At 68.9% G+C, this 16,714-nt stretch carries 14 protein-coding genes; 9 read left to right on the top strand and 5 right to left on the bottom strand.

Annotated elements, in window-relative coordinates:
• Window positions 1-5 precede the first annotated feature (5 nt).
• Window positions 6-1,610: a long-chain fatty acid--CoA ligase gene (locus ABS88_RS08425; protein ID WP_076075006.1), complete on the top strand. Its 1,605-nt coding sequence runs from the start codon at window positions 6-8 to the stop codon at window positions 1,608-1,610.
• A gap of 137 nt (window positions 1,611-1,747) precedes the next feature.
• Here the strand turns inward: ABS88_RS08425 and ABS88_RS08420 are convergent, their stop codons facing one another.
• From ABS88_RS08420 to ABS88_RS08410, 3 genes are all read right to left on the bottom strand, one after another.
• A complete protein-coding gene (locus ABS88_RS08420) occupies window positions 1,748-2,833 on the bottom strand; it encodes a PA0069 family radical SAM protein (RefSeq protein WP_286749621.1) in 1,086 nt (361 codons plus the stop codon).
• 94 nt (window positions 2,834-2,927) lie between these two features.
• Window positions 2,928-4,709, bottom strand: a complete 1,782-nt coding sequence (locus tag ABS88_RS08415) for a lytic transglycosylase domain-containing protein (protein WP_076075011.1) — start codon at window positions 4,707-4,709, stop codon at window positions 2,928-2,930.
• Window positions 4,710-4,712: 3 nt separating this feature from the next.
• Complete coding sequence (locus ABS88_RS08410; protein ID WP_076075013.1) at window positions 4,713-5,513, bottom strand: uracil-DNA glycosylase family protein; 801 nt, start codon at window positions 5,511-5,513, stop codon at window positions 4,713-4,715.
• Between the two features lie 119 nt (window positions 5,514-5,632).
• Here ABS88_RS08410 and ABS88_RS08405 point away from each other — a divergent pair, with 119 nt between their 5' ends.
• The 8 genes from ABS88_RS08405 to ABS88_RS08370 all read left to right on the top strand — a co-directional run bounded on the left by ABS88_RS08405 (window position 5,633) and on the right by ABS88_RS08370 (window position 15,691).
• Window positions 5,633-7,288, top strand: a complete 1,656-nt coding sequence (locus ABS88_RS08405) for an electron transfer flavoprotein-ubiquinone oxidoreductase (protein WP_076077765.1) — start codon at window positions 5,633-5,635, stop codon at window positions 7,286-7,288.
• A gap of 13 nt (window positions 7,289-7,301) precedes the next feature.
• Window positions 7,302-8,957 carry a tetratricopeptide repeat protein gene (locus ABS88_RS08400; RefSeq protein WP_286749611.1) on the top strand — a complete coding sequence of 552 codons (1,656 nt, stop codon included), beginning with the start codon at window positions 7,302-7,304 and terminating at the stop codon, window positions 8,955-8,957.
• Window positions 8,957-9,805, top strand: a complete 849-nt coding sequence (locus ABS88_RS08395; RefSeq protein ID WP_076075016.1) for a 4-(cytidine 5'-diphospho)-2-C-methyl-D-erythritol kinase — start codon at window positions 8,957-8,959, stop codon at window positions 9,803-9,805. The genes ABS88_RS08400 and ABS88_RS08395 overlap by 1 nt, the downstream gene beginning before the upstream one ends.
• Window positions 9,802-10,572 carry an N-formylglutamate amidohydrolase gene (locus ABS88_RS08390; protein WP_076075019.1) on the top strand — a complete coding sequence of 257 codons (771 nt, stop codon included), beginning with the start codon at window positions 9,802-9,804 and terminating at the stop codon, window positions 10,570-10,572. The genes ABS88_RS08395 and ABS88_RS08390 overlap by 4 nt, the downstream gene beginning before the upstream one ends.
• Window positions 10,573-10,592: 20 nt before the next feature.
• The gene (ilvD, locus tag ABS88_RS08385) at window positions 10,593-12,449 is read left to right on the top strand and encodes a dihydroxy-acid dehydratase (RefSeq protein WP_076075021.1); all 1,857 of its coding nucleotides are present in this window, start codon (window positions 10,593-10,595) and stop codon (window positions 12,447-12,449) included.
• Window positions 12,449-12,838, top strand: coding sequence for a hypothetical protein (locus ABS88_RS08380; RefSeq protein ID WP_199775085.1), 390 nt, complete (start codon window positions 12,449-12,451; stop codon window positions 12,836-12,838). The genes ilvD and ABS88_RS08380 overlap by 1 nt, the downstream gene beginning before the upstream one ends.
• A gap of 298 nt (window positions 12,839-13,136) precedes the next feature.
• Window positions 13,137-14,495, top strand: a complete 1,359-nt coding sequence (locus ABS88_RS08375) for an NAD(P)H-hydrate epimerase (RefSeq protein ID WP_286749610.1) — start codon at window positions 13,137-13,139, stop codon at window positions 14,493-14,495.
• Complete coding sequence (locus ABS88_RS08370) at window positions 14,492-15,691, top strand: class I SAM-dependent RNA methyltransferase (RefSeq protein ID WP_104959721.1); 1,200 nt, start codon at window positions 14,492-14,494, stop codon at window positions 15,689-15,691. Before ABS88_RS08375 ends, ABS88_RS08370 begins: the two co-directional genes overlap by 4 nt.
• Window positions 15,692-15,814: 123 nt before the next feature.
• On the opposite strand, the gene ABS88_RS08365 is transcribed toward ABS88_RS08370, so the two are convergent.
• Together ABS88_RS08365 and ABS88_RS08360 are read right to left on the bottom strand one after the other, a co-directional pair.
• Window positions 15,815-16,249 (bottom strand): MAPEG family protein, encoded by a 435-nt coding sequence (locus ABS88_RS08365; RefSeq protein ID WP_104959720.1) that lies wholly within the window; start codon window positions 16,247-16,249, stop codon window positions 15,815-15,817.
• Between the two features lie 12 nt (window positions 16,250-16,261).
• Window positions 16,262-16,693, bottom strand: a complete 432-nt coding sequence (locus tag ABS88_RS08360) for an MAPEG family protein (protein ID WP_076075032.1) — start codon at window positions 16,691-16,693, stop codon at window positions 16,262-16,264.
• Window positions 16,694-16,714 lie beyond the last annotated feature (21 nt).

Below are 16,714 nucleotides of genomic sequence, written 5' to 3'. Positions count from 1 at the left end.
CGAAGATGGGAATGCAGGGCCAGCCGTTACTCGTCACGAGCCTGATCGACCACGCCGCGCGCGAACATGCGACGCGGGAGATCGTCACGCGCTGGGCGGATGGCAGCATGACGCGATCGACATGGGGAGAAGTGGGACGCGACGCGCGCCGCTTTGCCGCCGCGCTGACCCGGCTCGGCATGAAAAAAGGCGACCGCATCGCGACGCTGGCGATGAACCATGGGCATCATCTGGTGAGCTGGTACGGCTCTGCGGGAATGGGCGGGGTGCTCCACACGGTCAATCCGCGGCTTTTCGACGAGCAACTCGTCTATATCGTCAACCACGCCGAGGATCGCGTGCTGTTCTTCGACGCGGCGTTCCTGCCGATCGTCGAGCGTCTGCGGCCGCAGTTCCGCACGGTCGAACATTTCGTGCTGTTCGACGCGCCGGCGCGGGACGGCTATCTGTCCTATCGCGATCTGGTGGAGGCCGAGGATGCCGATTTCGAATGGGTCGCCCTCGACGAGCGCGATCCGGTCGGGCTTTGTTACACCAGCGGGACGACGGGCAATCCCAAGGGCGTGCTTTACGAACACCGCTCGAACGTCATCCACGCGATCACTGAAATTCAGCCCGACGCTTTCAACCTGTCGAACCGCAGCGTCATCCTGCCGATCGTGCCGATGTTCCACGCAAACAGCTGGGGCGTGCCCTTCGCCGCCGCGACGGTGGGGGCGAAAATGGTCTTTTCGGCGACCAACGATGCGCAGGTGCTGTGCGACCTAATGCACGCCGAGGGAGTCACGCACAGCGCGGGTGTTCCGACCGTGTGGCTCGCGATGTTCGCGCACATGGACGCGACCGGCATCGGTTACGGGGCGCTTCAGCATGTCACGATCGGCGGCTCGGCGGCGCCGCGCGCGATGATCGAGCGGTTCATGAAAGCGGGCGTCTATGTCGGGCACGCCTGGGGCATGACCGAAACCAGCCCGATCGGGACGATGGGCCGGCGCCCGTGGAACTGGGACAGCATGAGCTTCGACGAACAGGTCGACGTCATCTGCCGCCAGGGCTGCCCGCCGTTCGGCGTCGAACTGCGCATCGTCGACGACGAAGGCCATGTCCTGCCGCGCGACGGCAAGACGAGTGGCCGGCTGCAGTGCCGTGGACCGTGGATCATCCAGCGCTATTTCAAGGCGGAGGAGGATGCCGCCGATGCGGACGGCTGGTTCGACACCGGCGACGTGTCGGTGCTGCACCCCGATGGGGTCATGCAGATCACCGACCGTGCGAAGGACGTCATCAAGTCGGGTGGCGAATGGATCAGTTCGATCGAGCTCGAAAACGCGGCGGTGGGCGCGCCGGGCGTGCAGGAAGCTGCGGCGGTCGGCGTCTTCCATCCCAAGTGGGACGAGCGGCCGATCCTGCTGATCGTGAAGAAGCCCGGCGCCGAGGTGAGCGAGGCGAGCATCATCGATCATCTGCAGGACAAGGTCGCCAAATGGTGGCTGCCCGACGAGATCGTCTTCGTCGACGAACTGCCGCACACCGCGACGGGCAAGCTGTTGAAGCGCCAGCTCCGCGACGATTACAAGGATTACAAGCTGAAGTCGCTAGCGGAGGCGTAGGTCGGGCCAGACTGGAACAGGATGATCGTCATTGCGAGCGGCGAAGCCGTGCGGCAATCCAGAGCAGGCACAAACCGCCCTGGATTGCTTCGCTCCGCTCGCAATGACGAAGCGCATCGATCCAAGGTTACTAGAATCTAGAAAAGCTCCATCTGACCGTCCCTTTCCGGCGGTCTGAACAGATCGCAGCGGATCGGCGGGAAGCCCCCGTCCAGTCCGTGCGCGCGGGCGGCGCGCCGAACTCGCGTGCGGATAAGTTGCGCCCAGACGCCGCGTCCCTTCATCCGGCTGAAGAAATCAGGATCATTGTCGCGCCCGCCCCGGATGTCCTGCACGATATGCATGACCTTGTCGGCGCGGTCGGGGTAATGGGCGCCCAGCCAGGCGCGAAACAGCGGCGCGACCTCGAACGGCAGGCGGAGCAGGATGTAGGAGGCGCGGATCGCACCCGCGTCGGCCGCCGCGGCCATGATCGCCTCGATCTCCGGGTCGGTGATCGCCGGGATGATCGGCGAGATGTTGACCTGCGTCGGCACGCCGGCATCGATCAGCGCCCGGATCGCGGCCAGCCTGCGCCGCGGGTGTGGCGCGCGCGGTTCCAGCGTGCGCGCGAGCGCGGGATCGAGCGTCGTCACCGACACCGCAACCCCGACCAGATCGTTGCGCGCCATCCGCGCGAGCAGGTCGATATCACGCAGCAGCCGGTCGGACTTGGTGGTGATCAGCAGCGGGTGCTTGGTCTCGGCGAGCACCTCGATAACCTGTCGCGTGATGCGCCATTCGCGTTCGATCGGTTGATAGCCGTCGGTGTTGGTCCCGATCGCCAGCGGCGCCGGCTTGTAGCCGCGCTTCGCCAGTTCGCGCCGTAGCAGCGCCGCGGCGCCGGGCTTGGCGAACAGGCGGCTTTCGAAGTCGAGGCCCGGCGACAGGTCGTGAAAGGCGTGCGTCGGCCGCGCGAAGCAATAGATGCAGCCATGTTCGCAGCCGCGATACGGATTGATCGAGCGGTCGAAACCGATGTCGGGCGAGCTATTGCGCGCGATGATCGTCTTTGGGTGCTCGACCGTCACCGTCGTGCGCAGCGGCGGCGCGCCGCCGTCGATCTCCGCCGCCGCGTCGAGCCAGTCGCCGTCGGCCTCGCGATCCGGCGACCCGGTGCGTGTCGGGCGTGGATTCGCCGGTGCGCCGCGACCGGCGATCGGGGGCAGGGGCTTGGCGACCATCGGCGCAGGATAGAGCGCGGATAAGAACAAAGAAAGAACATTCTTGCCGTCTCAAGGCGACAGCCGGGACGGGTCGAAGAGATTCAGGGCGCGGTCAATTGGCGCTGGCGAGGCCGGTCGGGGCCGCATGGGTCAGGCGCACCCGGTCCTTGCCGTCCGGAAAGCGCGGCCACTGGCCCTGCGCGAGCGCGGCGCGGCTGACCGACGGCTTGCCTTGCTGCGCCTCGTACATCCAGTAATTGCGCAGCACGATGCCGACATAGCCGCGCGTCTCCCAATAGGGGATCGATTCCATGAACAATAGCGGATCGCCATTGTCGCGCACTTCGGTCGCCCAGCGCGCGACCGGCGCCGGACCGGCGTTGTAGGCGGCGATCACCTTGGGCAGCAAGCCGCCGGTCGATGCGTCGCGGCTCAGATATTGCAGATAGCTCTGGCCGAAATCCATGTTCACCGCGGGGATGCGCAGATCGGTCGTCGCCACCGCCTCGCCGCGCCACCGCGCGACATCGCGCGCGGTGCCGGGCAGCACCTGCATCAGGCCATAGGCGCCCGCCGGGCTCACCACCGCACGCTGGAACCGCGATTCCTGGAGGGTGTGCGCAAAGACGAGAGCCGGATCGACCTTCCAGCCGCCGTTGGGCTCCCATTTGGGCTGCGGATAGCGCGACGCGGCGGCGAGCTTGCGGCCACCGGGAGTGTTGTGCGCGAGATAAAGCTGGGTTTCGGGCAGGCTGAGCGCCTGCGCCATGCCGATGAGCTGGCCGTGCTGGCCAGGGTTGCCGATGCGCGCCTGGTGTTTCAGCGCGTCGCCGGCATATTGATCTTCGTCGATCTCGGCAAAGGCCATCGCGACGCGGACGTTGGGCAGATCCTCCAGCGCGCGCCATGCGCTGCGGTCGGCGCGGACATTCTCGCGCTGGCTTCCCGTTTCGATACCCAGCGTTTCGGCGGCGAGCAGGCCGTAGAGCGTTTCTTCGTTGGCTGCGGCGGCGCGCAGGCGCTGCTGCACCGACGCCGGCTCGCCGCTGGCGATCGCCGCGCGCGCGGCCCAGTAATAGCCGGCGGCGCGCAGTTCGCTGTCGGGCGCTTCGCGGCCGACCCGATCGAAGGCGACGAGCGCGGTGCGATAGTCGCGCAGTCGCCATGCCGCCAGACCCTGCACCCAGGCGCCCTGCGTCGCCCAGCCATTGTGGCCCGAGGCGCAGGACAGGGCGAGGCGCAGCGCGTTCGCGTCGTCATTCTCGATATAATAGGACCAGGCGACCTTTTGCGTCCATTCGGCGCGCGCGTCGGGCGAAAGCTGGTCGATCACCGCGTTGAGCAACGCCTCGGCCCCCGCCGGGTCGTCATTCTTGATCCGGTCGGGAATGGTGCGCGCGAGGCTGGCGGCCACCGGGTCGTTGACCGAATCGGCGCCGACGCGTCGCGGCGCGCTGCCTGCCCAGGCGAGACGCGTCTGCGGCGGCAGTGTCGGCAGGTCGGTGGCGCCGCGCTTGGCCGCCAGACGGCCGAGCCGGTCGGCTTGCGGGAGCCATGGCGCTCGTGCGAGCAGCGGCATGATGTCGGCGACCTCAGCGCGCGGACTGCCCGCCGCGAGCAGCAGTTCGGCGCGTAGGAAATCGCTGAGCGGAGCGCCCTTCGCGTCCTGGTCGGCCCCGTCGAGCAGCGTCTTCGCCTCCGCCCAGCGCTGGCCGCGGATCGCGGCGAGAACCTGCTTGTAGAAGGCCTTCTGCTTCGACGAGAGAATGTCGGGCACGGTCTGCGGCGGCGCCGTCATCTCGGGCGCACCGGCATCCGCGGCGAGCGCGGGCGCACCGCCCGCGGCGATCGAAAACAGGAGAGCGGCGGTCACCGCCGTGATCGTTCTGGTCATCTGTCAACGTCCCCGGTTGAACAGTTTCAGGCTATCCCAGGCGGCCGCCTTCTGGACCGGCCGGGCAAGCAGAGTCGCGGGATGTGCGACTGCCACCGCCTCCACCTTGCCGCCATCTTGGTTAATATCGAGTAACCTTCCGCGCGCGTCGGGAAGGGCGATGCCCGCCGCCATTCGCACGATGTCGCCGCCGATCAGCAACAGCCGCCGCGGCCTCGCGAGCCGCAGATGGTGCCAGAGCAGCCGGTCGAGTTCCGCCGCGTCGCGGGCGTCGCAGCGTCCGCCGGGCGGCCGCGTGACAGCGAGGCTCGCGACATAGCAGTCGGCGCGCGAAAGGCCGATTGCGCGCAGCATTGCGTCGAGCAGCTTGCCCGCCGCATCGGCAAAGAGAATGCCTTCGCGCTGATCGTCGATCTCCGGCCACGCGGTAAGCAGCATCAGCGGCGCCTCGGCCGTGCCGGCAGGCAGCACGCGACGCGCGTCCCATTGGCTGCCGGGAACGTCTTCGCCTTCGCAAAGCCAGGTCTGGAATGCCTGCCAGTCACCGGGAAACACCGCGGGCGTTTTCGCCTGCGGCGCGGCGGGGGCCTCCTGGCGCTGAAGGGCGGCGTGCAGGACGACGCGCTCGGGTTCGGCCGTCGGCGCCGGGCCGGACCTTGCGGCGCCCGTCTGGCCTGCGACGTCGTTCGCCACGGGCACGTCGAGCCAGCCCGCCGGAACCTCGCCGACGAGCGAGTCCACACCGGCCAGTGACCACCAGTCGCAATAGCTTTCGGCCAGCAAGGCTGAATATCGCCCACCCATGAAAATGTTTGAAACAGGAGGTTGACGGGCGCGTCAATTGGAAGGCATCGCAATTCGTGACAGAATGAGCGCGGGACGCGATGAATGATCCGCGCGGGGACGGCAGAAAGGTGATTGCGGTGAGCGAACGGGAATCGATGCCCTATGACGTCGTGATCGTCGGCGCGGGGCCTGCGGGGCTTTCGGCGGCGATCCGTCTCAAGCAGCTGGCGAACGAGGCCGGCGGCGAATTGTCGGTGTGCGTCCTCGAAAAGGGGTCGGAAGTCGGCGCGCATATCCTGTCGGGTGCGGTGATCGATCCGAAATCGCTCGACGAGCTGTTGCCCGATTGGCGCGATCAGGGCTGTCCGCTCGCCGAAGTGCCGGTGAATGACAATCAGCACTGGATGCTGACGAAGAAGAAGAAGTTCGGCATTCCGCACATCATCACGCCGGGCTTCATGCACAACAAGGGCACCTATACCGGCAGCCTCGGCAACCTCTGCCGCTGGCTGGCCGAGCAGGCCGAAGGGCTGGGGGTCGAAATTTTCCCGGGCTTTCCCGCCGCCGAAATCCTCTACAACGACGACGGATCGGTGAAGGGCGTCGCGACCGGCGACATGGGCGTCGCACGCGACGGCAGCCACAAGCCCGACTATGCCCCGGGGCTCGAACTCCACGCCAAATACACTTTCTTCGCCGAGGGCGTGCGCGGCCATCTGACCAAGATATTGAAGCCGCAATTCGCGCTCGACGCCGAATGCGAGCCGCAGGTCTACGGCATCGGGGTCAAGGAACTGTGGGACATCGAACCCGCCAAGCACGCGCCGGGGCGTGTCATCCACACGCAGGGTTGGCCGCTCGATGAGAACGCCAACGGCGGCGGGTTCCTCTATCATCAGGCGAACGGACAGGTCGCGTTGGGCTTCGTGACCTGGCTCAACTATCGCAATCCGCACATCTCCCCCTTTCAGGAGATGCAGAAGTGGAAGACGCACCCTGCGATCGCGGAGATACTGAAGGGGGGCAAGCGTGTTTCCTATGGCGCGCGCGCGATCAGCGACGGGGGGTGGCAGTCGGTGCCGAAACTCGCCTTCCCGGGCGGCGCGCTGATCGGCGACACCGCGGGATTCCTGAACGTGCCGCGCATCAAAGGCACGCACACGGCGATGAAGTCGGGCATGATGGCGGCGGAAGCGGCTTTTGCAGCCGTCGCGGCGGGGCGTGAGGGCGATGTCCTAACCGCCTATCAGGACGCCTATGACGAAAGCTGGGTGAAGAAGGAACTCGGCATCGTCCGCAACGTGCTGCCGCTGGTCGAGAAGTTCGGCGACCTCGCGGGCACGATGCTGGCGGGCATGACGATGTGGCTGGAGAATTTCGGCATCCGCGTACCCTTTACCATGAAGCATCATCCGGACAACACGACGCTCTATCGCGCCGACCAGATGAAGAAGCCCGATTATCCGAAGCCTGACGGCGTGCTGACCTTCGACCGGCTGTCCTCGGTGTTCCTGTCGAACACCAATCATGAGGAGGATCAGCCGATCCACCTCCAGCTCAAGGACCCGTCGATCCCGATCGAATATAATCTGCCGCTGTATGACGAGCCGGCGCAGCGTTATTGCCCCGCCGGCGTCTATGAGGTGGTCGGGCAGGACGAAGGCGACCCGAAGTTCGTGATCAACGCGCAGAATTGCGTCCATTGCAAGACATGCGACATCAAGGACCCGACCCAGAACATCAATTGGGTCACTCCCGAAGGTGGCGGAGGCCCCAATTACCCGAATATGTAAGTCTGTCGGCCTGATGACGGGGGCCGCGCTGCTCGCGGCCTTCACGGCGGCTGCGCCCGCGCAGGCGACCGAGAGCGGACGCGAGGTGCTGAATGCGCTGGCGCGCGCGCGCCTTGCGGAAGAGGCCGGCGATCCACGCGCCGCGCTGACGGCGCTGACCGATGTGGCGAGCCGGGCGCCCGGCCTGCCCGGGCTGCGCGGGCGGATACTCGAACAGGCGATGCAGGGCGGCGACCTGGCGGCGGCGCGCAGTGCGGCGATGCAGCTCTGGACCAGCGGCGAGCGGCGTTTCGATGCGCGTCTGGTGTTGACGGTCGACGCGGTGCGGCGATCCGACTGGCGCGCGGCGCGCACCTTCGCCGGGGTGGATGGCGACAAGACCGGCGGCGACCCGATGACGCGGCTGCTGTTGCCCGTGATCGGCGCCTGGATCGAGGTCGGTGCGCGCGGCAAGCTGCCCGAGCGGCCTTTGCTCGCGGCGGGTGCCCGGGGGCGACCCGAGCCCGCCTTCATCCTCGAGGCGGCGCTGGTGCAACTTGCGGCAAAGCGGCCCGCCGACGCCGTCGCGCTGGCTGGCGCGACGATGCTGACCGATCGCACCAGCCAGCTTGTCGCGCTGCGGCTTGCCGCGACGCTCGACGCGGCGGGCGAGGGCGAAGCGGCAAAGCGGCTGCGCGGCCGGATCGCGCTGGCGACCGGCGGGCGCGAGGACCCGCTGCTGCTGCTCTCGGACCGGCCGGTGTCGACGCCGCGCGGCGGGATCGCGCATTGGCTGGCTCTGCTCGCCGATGGATTTGCGCGCGCACCGGTCGGCAACTCGCGCCTTCCGCTGATGATCGCGCGCAGCGCGTGGTGGCTCGACGCCAGCGATCCGACGGTGCGCTCGGCGCTGGTCGAGGCGCTCGACCGGGACGGACAGCGGCAAGCGGCGCTCGCGCTGCTCGCGGACAATCGCGGCGCGCCGCCGCTTCCGGCGCTTGCGATGCGCAAGGCCGAACTGCTCGCCGACGCCGGCGATCTGGGCGCCGCGACAACGCTTGCCGAGGCGGCGGCCGCGCAGGCGCCGGCGTCGCGCAGCCTGCTCGTGCGCTTTGCCGACATTGCGCGGCGATCCGACGATGGGGCTGCGGCCGAGCGTGCCTATGCGCGGCTCGAGGCCGATCTCGGTGACAGCGAGGAGGATCGCGCGCTGCATGCCACCATCCTGATCGCGCGTGCCGATCTGTTGTTGCAGAAGGGAGAGTGGGACAAGGCGCAACCGATGCTCGACCGGGCGGTCGCACTGCGTCCGGGCGATCCGACCATCCTCAACTTCGCCGGTTATTCAGCGCTCGAACGGCGGCGGAACATCGATGCGTCGCTCGCGCAGATCGAGGCGGCGTGGAAGGCGGAGCCGCAGAATCCGAGCATCACCGATTCGCTCGGCTGGGCCTATGTGCTGACCGGTCGGATCGCCGAAGCGGTGCCGCTGCTCGAAGCGGCGCAGCGCGGCGAACCCGAAAATCCGGTGATCGTCGAGCATCTGGGCGATGCCTATTGGCAGGCGGGGCAGCGCTTCTCCGCGCGCTATGTCTGGCGCGCAGCGGCGCTGATCGCCGACGCCGACATGGCGACGCGGCTGGAGGCGAAGCTGCGTGACGGATTGACGCCGGCGACAATGGCGCCGTGATGGCGGAAATGCGCGAAACCGGCTGGGCAAAGATCAATCTGGCGCTGCATGTCCGCGCCCGCCGCGCCGACGGCTATCACGCCATCGAGACATTGTTCGCCTTTGTCGACGCAGGGGATGCGCTGGTCGCGGAAGTGGCGGACAGCGATTCGCTGGTCCTCGACGGTGAGTTTGCCGAGGAATTGAGCGCGGGCGAGGACAATCTGGTCCGGCGCGCGCTGGCGCTGCTGCGCGCGCGTCACGGCGCGGGACGGGTGCCGCCACTGGCGCTGCGGCTGACCAAGACGCTGCCCGTCGCGGCGGGGATCGGCGGCGGGTCGGCCGACGCCGCAGCGCTCGCCCGGCTGGTGCGGCGCCATTTCCTGCCCGAGGTCGGCAATGCCGCACTGGAAAGGCTGGTGCGACCGCTCGGCGCCGACGTCGCCGCCTGTGTCGCGAGTGAGACCTGCCTTGGCGTCGGGACGGGCGCCGAATTGAGCCCGGCACCCGAACTGGCGCTGTCGGGCACGCCGGTGCTGCTCGTCAATCCGCGCCAGCCGGTGGCGACCGGACCGGTCTTCGCGGCGTGGGACGGGGTCGATCGCGGGCCGCTGTTCACCGGCGCCGACCTGCGCGCGCAGCTTTTCGCGGCGCGCAACGATCTGCAGCGCCCGGCGATTGCGCAATGCCCGGCGGTCGCCGACGTGCTCACCGAACTCGGCGGCCTGCGTCCGTGGCTGGCGCGGATGTCGGGGTCTGGTGCGACCTGTTTTGCGCTGTTCGACGCGCCCGCCGAGCGCGATGCCGCTGCGCTGCACCTGAAGCAGCGCCGCCCCGGCTGGTGGCAGATGGCGGGAGCTTTGCGGTGATCGAGGCGTGGCGCGACCTGGGCCGCCCGCGTGCCGGCGGCGTGCTGCTGATCGGCGATCATGCCTCCGCGCACGTGCCCGCGGACATCGACCTCGGCATCGATCCCGCGCTGCTGAGCAATCATATCGCGATCGACATCGGCGTCGCCGAGGTGGCCGGGCGCCTGGTCGCCGGCGGCGCGGTCGATGCCGCGATCCTGGGCGGCGTGTCGCGGCTGGTGATCGACTGCAACCGCGACGAGAGCGCGCCGGGCCTGATCCCGATCGCCAGCGACGGCCATGCGATTCCGGGCAACGCGCTGGGCGAGGCGGACCGCGCGGCGCGGATCGCGCGCTTCTTTCGCCCCTATCACGACCATATCGCCACGACGATCGCGGCGGCGCGCCCGGCAATGATCGTTTCGCTGCACAGCTTCACCCCCGAACTGGCGAGCGACCCGGCGCAGCGGCGGCCGTGGCACGTCGGCGTGCTCTACAATGACGACGACCGGCTGGCGCCGCTGGCGATCGCGGCGCTGCGCGAGGAAGGGCTGACCGTCGGCGACCAGCTTCCCTATTCGGGCAAGCTGCTCAACGCGACGATGAACCGCCATGCCGAAGCGAACGGCATCCCCTATATCGGCATCGAGATGCGGCAGGATCTGGTCGCCGATGCCGCCGGGCAGGCGCTGTTCGCCGACCGGCTTGCGCACATGGTTCGGAAAGCGTCGTTGAAACTGGCCGAAGAGGCGTGTAGAGGCGCTTCTATCCGCTCATTCGCGAAATAATATTATCAGGAATCCTCTCCATGCCTTCTTATCGTTCACGAACCACCACTCACGGGCGCAACATGGCGGGCGCGCGCGGCCTGTGGCGTGCGACCGGCATGAAGGACAGCGATTTCGGCAAGCCGATCATCGCGGTCGTCAACAGCTTCACCCAGTTCGTGCCGGGCCATGTCCACCTGAAGGACCTGGGCCAGATGGTCGCGCGCGAGATCGAGGCGGCGGGCGGCGTCGCCAAGGAATTCAACACCATCGCGGTCGATGACGGCATCGCGATGGGGCACGACGGCATGCTCTATTCGCTGCCGAGCCGCGACCTGATCGCCGACAGCGTCGAATATATGGTCAATGCCCATTGCGCCGATGCGATGGTGTGCATTTCGAACTGCGACAAGATCACCCCCGGCATGCTGATGGCGGCGCTGCGCATCAACATCCCCGTGGTGTTCGTGTCGGGCGGGCCGATGGAGGCGGGCAAGGTCGTCCTCAAGGGCAAGGAGGTCGCGCTCGATCTGGTCGATGCGATCGTCGCCGCCACCGATGAGCAGTATAGCGACGCCGAAGTCACGGCGATCGAGCAGTCGGCGTGCCCGACGTGCGGAAGCTGTTCGGGCATGTTCACCGCCAATTCGATGAACTGCCTGACCGAGGCGCTGGGCCTGTCGCTGCCGGGCAATGGATCGACGCTGGCGACGCATGCCGACCGCAAGGCGCTGTTTCTGCGCGCGGGACGCATTGCGGTCGAAATGTGCCGCCGCTATTATGAGCAGGATGACGCCAGCGTGCTGCCGCGCAATATCGCGACCTTCGAGGCGTTCGAGAATGCGATGAGCCTCGACATCGCGATGGGCGGTTCGACCAACACGGTGCTCCACCTGCTCGCCGCCGCGCACGAGGCGGAGGTCGATTTCACCATGGCCGACATCGACCGGCTGTCGCGCCGCGTTCCCTGCCTGTCGAAGGTCGCCCCGGCGAAGGCCGACGTCCATATGGAGGACGTCCACCGCGCCGGCGGGATCATGGCGATCCTGGGCGAGCTGGAGCGCGCGGGGCTGCTCCATGCGCATCTGCCGACGGTGCACAGCGCGACGCTGGGCGATGCGCTCAGCCAGTGGGACATCGGGCGGACGAACGACCCGGCGGTGCGGACCTTCTTCATGGCCGCCCCCGGCGGGGTGCCGACGCAGACGGCGTTCAGTCAGGACCGGCGCTGGGAATCGCTCGACCTCGACCGCGAAAACGGCGTGATCCGTTCGGCCGAGCATGCCTTCAGCGAGGACGGCGGGCTGGCGGTGCTGTCGGGCAATGTCGCGCGCGACGGCTGCATCGTTAAGACCGCTGGGGTCGACGATTCGATCCTGAAATTCGCGGGGCCCGCCAAGGTCTATGAAAGCCAGGACGCGGCGGTCGCGGGCATCCTGACCGGGCAGGTCGAGGCGGGCGACGTCGTCGTCATCCGCTACGAAGGGCCGAAAGGCGGGCCGGGGATGCAGGAAATGCTCTATCCGACCAGCTACCTCAAATCGAAGGGGCTCGGCGCCGCCTGCGCGCTGATCACCGACGGGCGCTTCTCGGGCGGCACGTCGGGCCTGTCGATCGGCCATGTCTCGCCCGAGGCGGCCGAGGGCGGGGCGATCGGCCTCGTCGAGGACGGCGACCGGATCGAGATCGACATTCCGGGCCGCACGATCACCCTCGCGATCCCCGAATCCGAACTGGCGGCGCGCCGCGCGGCGATGGAGGCGAAGGGCGACGCGGCCTGGCAACCCGCCAAGCCGCGTCCGCGCAAGGTGTCGGTCGCGCTGCAAGCCTATGCGGCGATGGCGACGAGCGCGGCGCGGGGCGCGGTGCGCGACCTGTCGCAGCTCAAGGGGCGGTGATGATGAGACGGCCGGGGGCTATCGGCGCGGTGCTGCTGCTCGCGGGCTGCAACGGCGCGCCCGACAATGGCACGCTGGCGGAAGCCGAGGCGCGGGGGGCGAAGAGCGCCGCCGCCGACGGCCGTATCGAGTGCGCGCTCGAGGGCGCGAAGCTGTTCGACCGCACCTGCACCGTGACCGAGATGAGCGGCGCCGATGGCGCGATCCTCGTCGTCGGGAAACAGGATGTCGGTTATCGGCGGCTCCAGATCACGACCGACGGGCGCGGCGTCGTATCGGCCGACGGCGCAGAGCCCGCGAAGGTGGCGATCGTCGGCGAAGGGGTGATCGAGGTGACGGTCGGCGGCGACCGCTATCGCCTGCCGGCCAATACGAGCGGGGCGCAATAATCATCCTTTGCGCCTGCACCGCCCGCAGACGATGACTGGGGTGGCTCGGCTTCGCTCGACAAGAACGGAATTGAAGCGTTTCCACCCCATGGCATCCGGTTTATGCCCGTGGGGTTTCGGGCGTCCGCTCCGTTTAGCCTTTCGTCACCCTGAACTTGTTTCAGGGTCCATGGCCCGCCCTCGAATGAAGGCGGCGCAAAAGGAAAGGCCCGGCCATGGATGCTGAAACGAGTTCAGCATGACGAAGGGATGGGGCAATGCGTCGAAATCCAAATCCCCACAAGCTTAGGACCGGCGGATGACCGTGCCAGCCGATGCCCCGATCCTGACCGCCGACGCGATGCGCGCCGCCGAGGCCGCGTGCGCGGCGGCGGGCGTGTCCCTGTCCGAACTGATGGAGCGCGCGGGCGCGGCGGTGGCCGAAACCGCGTGGCGGATGGCGGCGGGCGCGCCGGTCCTGATCCTGTGCGGCCCCGGCAACAATGGCGGCGACGGCTATGTCGTGGCGCGCCTGTTGAAGGCGCGCGGCGCGACGATACGGGTCGCCGCGCTGGCGCCGCCGGCCACCGATCTGGCGAGGGCGGCGCGCGCCGCGTGGGACGGGCCGGTCGAGGCGTTCGCGTCCGACACCGTGCCGGCGCCGCTGATCGTCGACGCCTTGTTCGGCGTCGGACTGACGCGCCCGCTGTCGGACGAATGGGCCGCGATGCTGCGCCGCTTCGCAAGCCGGCGCGTGCTGGCCGTCGACGTGCCGAGCGGGATCGAGAGCGACGGCTTGCAGGACTGGCTGCCGCCGCTTCCCGCCGCCGTGACGCTGGCGCTGGGCGCGCTCAAGCCCGCGCACCTGCTGTTGCCGGCCGCACCGGCCTGCGGACGCGTGCTGCTGGCGCCGATCGGGATCGATGCGGAGCGGCGGATGCGGACGCTGCCGCCCCTGCGGCCGGAGACGCCGACCGCCGACGCGCACAAGTTCAGCCGCGGCATGGTGCTCGTCCGCGCCGGGCCGATGAAGGGCGCCGCCGGGCTTTCGGCCGCGGCGGCGCTGCGCGCGGGGGCGGGCTATGTGGTACTCGAAGATGGCGGGCCGGCGCCGCTGTCGGCGATCATCGCCGAAGCGCCCGCGGCGTTCCGCGCGCGGCTGGATGATCCGCGCGTCGGCGCCATCGTCGTCGGTCCCGGCTTTCCGGCGGGCGATGCCCTCGCGGCGGCGGTCGGGGAGGTGCTGGACACCGGCAAGCCGCTGGTGCTCGATGCCGCGGCGATCGGCGCGGCGCTGCCCCGCCTTGGCAAGGACGCGCCGGCGGCGATCCTGACGCCGCACGAGGGCGAGTTCGCGCGCGCCTTTCCGGATCTGCGGGGCAGCAAGATCGAACGCGCGCTGGCGGCGGCGCGGCGGGCGCAAGCGGTGGTGATCTACAAGGGCGCCGACACCGTCATCGCCGCCCCCGACGGGCGCGTCGTGGCGGCGTGGCCGGGCAGCCCCTGGCTTGCGACGGCGGGAACGGGCGATGTGCTCGCGGGGGTGTGCGGCGCGATGCTGGCGCGCGGCGGCGATGCGTTCGACGCGGCGGTCGCGGCGGTCGGCTGGCATATCGCGCGGGCGCGCTCTATAGGCCGCGGCCTTGTTGCGGATGACCTGGTGAAGACTACGAAATGAGTGATGACAATCTGATCGTGCGCATCGCCGCGCGCGGCGACGGCGTGACGGGGGACGGCCGCCACGTCGCCGGCGGCGTGCCGGGCGACCGCGTCGCGGCCGACGGCGCGTTGGTGCCCGGCCCGCACCGCGCCGATCCGGTCTGCCGCCATTTCGGCCAATGCGGCGGCTGCCAGCTCCAGCATGTCGCCGAGGACGCGCTTCTCGCCTATGTCGGCGACCGGGTGGCGGGGGCGCTTGCGGCGCAGCAGGTGACGGCGGATGCCATCCGTCCCGCGCTTCTGTCGCCGCCGCACAGCCGCCGCCGCGCGGCGCTGACCGCGCTGCGGGCGGGCAGGCGGGTCGCCATCGGCTTCAACGCCGCGCAGAGCAGCCAGATCGTCGACATGCGCGAATGCCCGCTGCTGTTGCCCGAGCTGTTCGCGCTCGTCCAGCCGCTGCGCCGGCTGCTCGAAACGATCGCGCCGCAGCGCCGGCCGGTGAAGGTCAAGCTGCAAAGGCTCGATCAGGGCGCCGAGGTGCTGCTCGAGGGCGTGCGCGCCGAGGGGCTCGACGCGGCGATGGCGTTGCAGGATTTCGCCGCGGCGCATCGGCTGGCGCGGCTCGCGATCGACCAGGGCGACGGGGTCGAGACGGTCTGGCAGCCCGAGCCTCCGACGGTGCGCTTCGGCGCGATCGCGGTCGAGGTGCCGCCCTTCGCCTTCCTGCAGGCGACGGCGGCGGGCGAGGCGGCGCTGGTCGCGGCGGTGCGCGAAGCGATCGGCGAGACGAGCGCGGTGGCCGACCTGTTCGCGGGCATCGGCACCTTCGCGCTGTCGGTGCAGGCGGGGCGCAAGCTCTATGCCGCGGAGGGCGCGCGCGACGCGCTGCTCGCGCTGACCGGCGCGGCGAACCGCGCGCGGGCGCTGGTCGCGACCGAGCACCGCGACCTGTTCCGCCGTCCGCTGATCCCGGCGGATCTGAACCGCTTCGGCGCGGTGATCCTCGACCCGCCGCGGGCCGGGGCGGAGGAGCAGGTGCAGCAGATCGCGGCGTCCACGGTGCCCGTGATCGCCTATGTCAGCTGCAATCCCGCGAGCTTCGCGCGCGACGCGAAGCGGCTCGTCGCGGGCGGCTATCGCCTCGACTGGGTGCAGCCGGTCGGCCAGTTCCGCTGGTCCACCCACGTCGAACTGGCGGCGCGCTTCATGAAATAATCTCCCCTCCCGCAAGCGGGAGGGGCAGCGAGACTTACGAGCTTGCTCGTTAGTCGCAGCGGGGTGGGCTTCTGCCCCGTCGCTGCCCACCCCTAACCCCTCCCGCAAGCGGGAGGGGAATCATCAATGCAGCACGAACCCCATAAACGCATGCACGCACAGCGCCAGCAGCGCGAGGCTGGCCAGCGCGAACACCGCGAAGCGCCACATCACCCGGTTCACCGTCGCCTGGATCAGGCTGTGGAGGATGCGCAATCCGACATAGGCCCAGGCGAGCTGCGCGTTGAGCCCGCCGCCCAGGCCGCCGACTGCGAGTGCCAGCGCGACGGCATAGAAGACCGTCGGCTGCTCCATCAGATGGTTGTAGTTGTGCGCCTTCCACTGCACCTCGGCGGGCAGCACCTCGTCGAGATTCTTGCCGGTTCCGCCGACCATCTTCGCGGCGTCGATCTTCGCGCGGCTCATCGCGGGGATGCGCGTCGCGTACATCCACACCCACATGACCATCGACCACAGCGCGAGCGTTGCGACCGGTCCCAGTATCGCGTTCGTATCCATGTCTTTCCCCCCTCAACCCAGCGTCGCGATGACGGCGAGCACCGACAGCGCCAGCAGGCACAGCGTCGACAGCGCGAAGATGGTGAAGCGCACCGGGACGCGGTTCACCGTCGCCTGCCACAGGCTGTGGACGATGCGCAGCACGACATAGGCCCAGGCGAAACCCTGCGTCAGCGCGGTGTCGCCGCCCGACAGGTGCAGGAAGACGATCACTGCATAGAAAAGCGTCGGCTGTTCGAGCAGATGCGTGTAATTGTGGGATTTCCAGTTGGTTACGGGCGGCAGCACGCCCTCCAGATCGACCCCGCGCCCGCCCGGCGGCGCGGTCTTGAGGTCGACGCCGGCCTTGGCCAGCGCCGAAAAGCGCGTCGTCGCGGTCCACAGCAGCATGACGAGCGTCCACAGCACGAGCACCGCGCCGGCCGCCAACAGATTTCCTGGCATCGCATTTCCCCTTCCCCGGCG

The sequence above is a fragment of the Sphingopyxis sp. SCN 67-31 genome (assembly GCF_001725095.1).
Note: the sequence above shows the minus strand (reverse complement) of the source record. Positions and strands in the feature narration are given on the sequence as shown.

What these genes read in the sequence shown, in the direction of transcription:
- ABS88_RS08425 (WP_076075006.1), top strand. Translation starts at nt 6, where the DNA reads ATGGGAATGCAGGGCCAGCCGTTACTCGTCACGAGCCTGATCGACCAC.
- ABS88_RS08420 (WP_286749621.1), bottom strand. Translation starts at nt 2,833, where the DNA reads ATGGTCGCCAAGCCCCTGCCCCCGATCGCCGGTCGCGGCGCACCGGCG.
- ABS88_RS08415 (WP_076075011.1), bottom strand. Translation starts at nt 4,709, where the DNA reads ATGACCAGAACGATCACGGCGGTGACCGCCGCTCTCCTGTTTTCGATC.
- ABS88_RS08410 (WP_076075013.1), bottom strand. Translation starts at nt 5,513, where the DNA reads ATGGGTGGGCGATATTCAGCCTTGCTGGCCGAAAGCTATTGCGACTGG.
- ABS88_RS08400 (WP_286749611.1), top strand. Translation starts at nt 7,302, where the DNA reads ATGACGGGGGCCGCGCTGCTCGCGGCCTTCACGGCGGCTGCGCCCGCG.
- ABS88_RS08395 (WP_076075016.1), top strand. Translation starts at nt 8,957, where the DNA reads ATGGCGGAAATGCGCGAAACCGGCTGGGCAAAGATCAATCTGGCGCTG.
- ilvD (WP_076075021.1), top strand. Translation starts at nt 10,593, where the DNA reads ATGCCTTCTTATCGTTCACGAACCACCACTCACGGGCGCAACATGGCG.
- ABS88_RS08380 (WP_199775085.1), top strand. Translation starts at nt 12,449, where the DNA reads ATGATGAGACGGCCGGGGGCTATCGGCGCGGTGCTGCTGCTCGCGGGC.
- ABS88_RS08375 (WP_286749610.1), top strand. Translation starts at nt 13,137, where the DNA reads ATGACCGTGCCAGCCGATGCCCCGATCCTGACCGCCGACGCGATGCGC.
- ABS88_RS08370 (WP_104959721.1), top strand. Translation starts at nt 14,492, where the DNA reads ATGAGTGATGACAATCTGATCGTGCGCATCGCCGCGCGCGGCGACGGC.
- ABS88_RS08365 (WP_104959720.1), bottom strand. Translation starts at nt 16,249, where the DNA reads ATGGATACGAACGCGATACTGGGACCGGTCGCAACGCTCGCGCTGTGG.
- ABS88_RS08360 (WP_076075032.1), bottom strand. Translation starts at nt 16,693, where the DNA reads ATGCCAGGAAATCTGTTGGCGGCCGGCGCGGTGCTCGTGCTGTGGACG.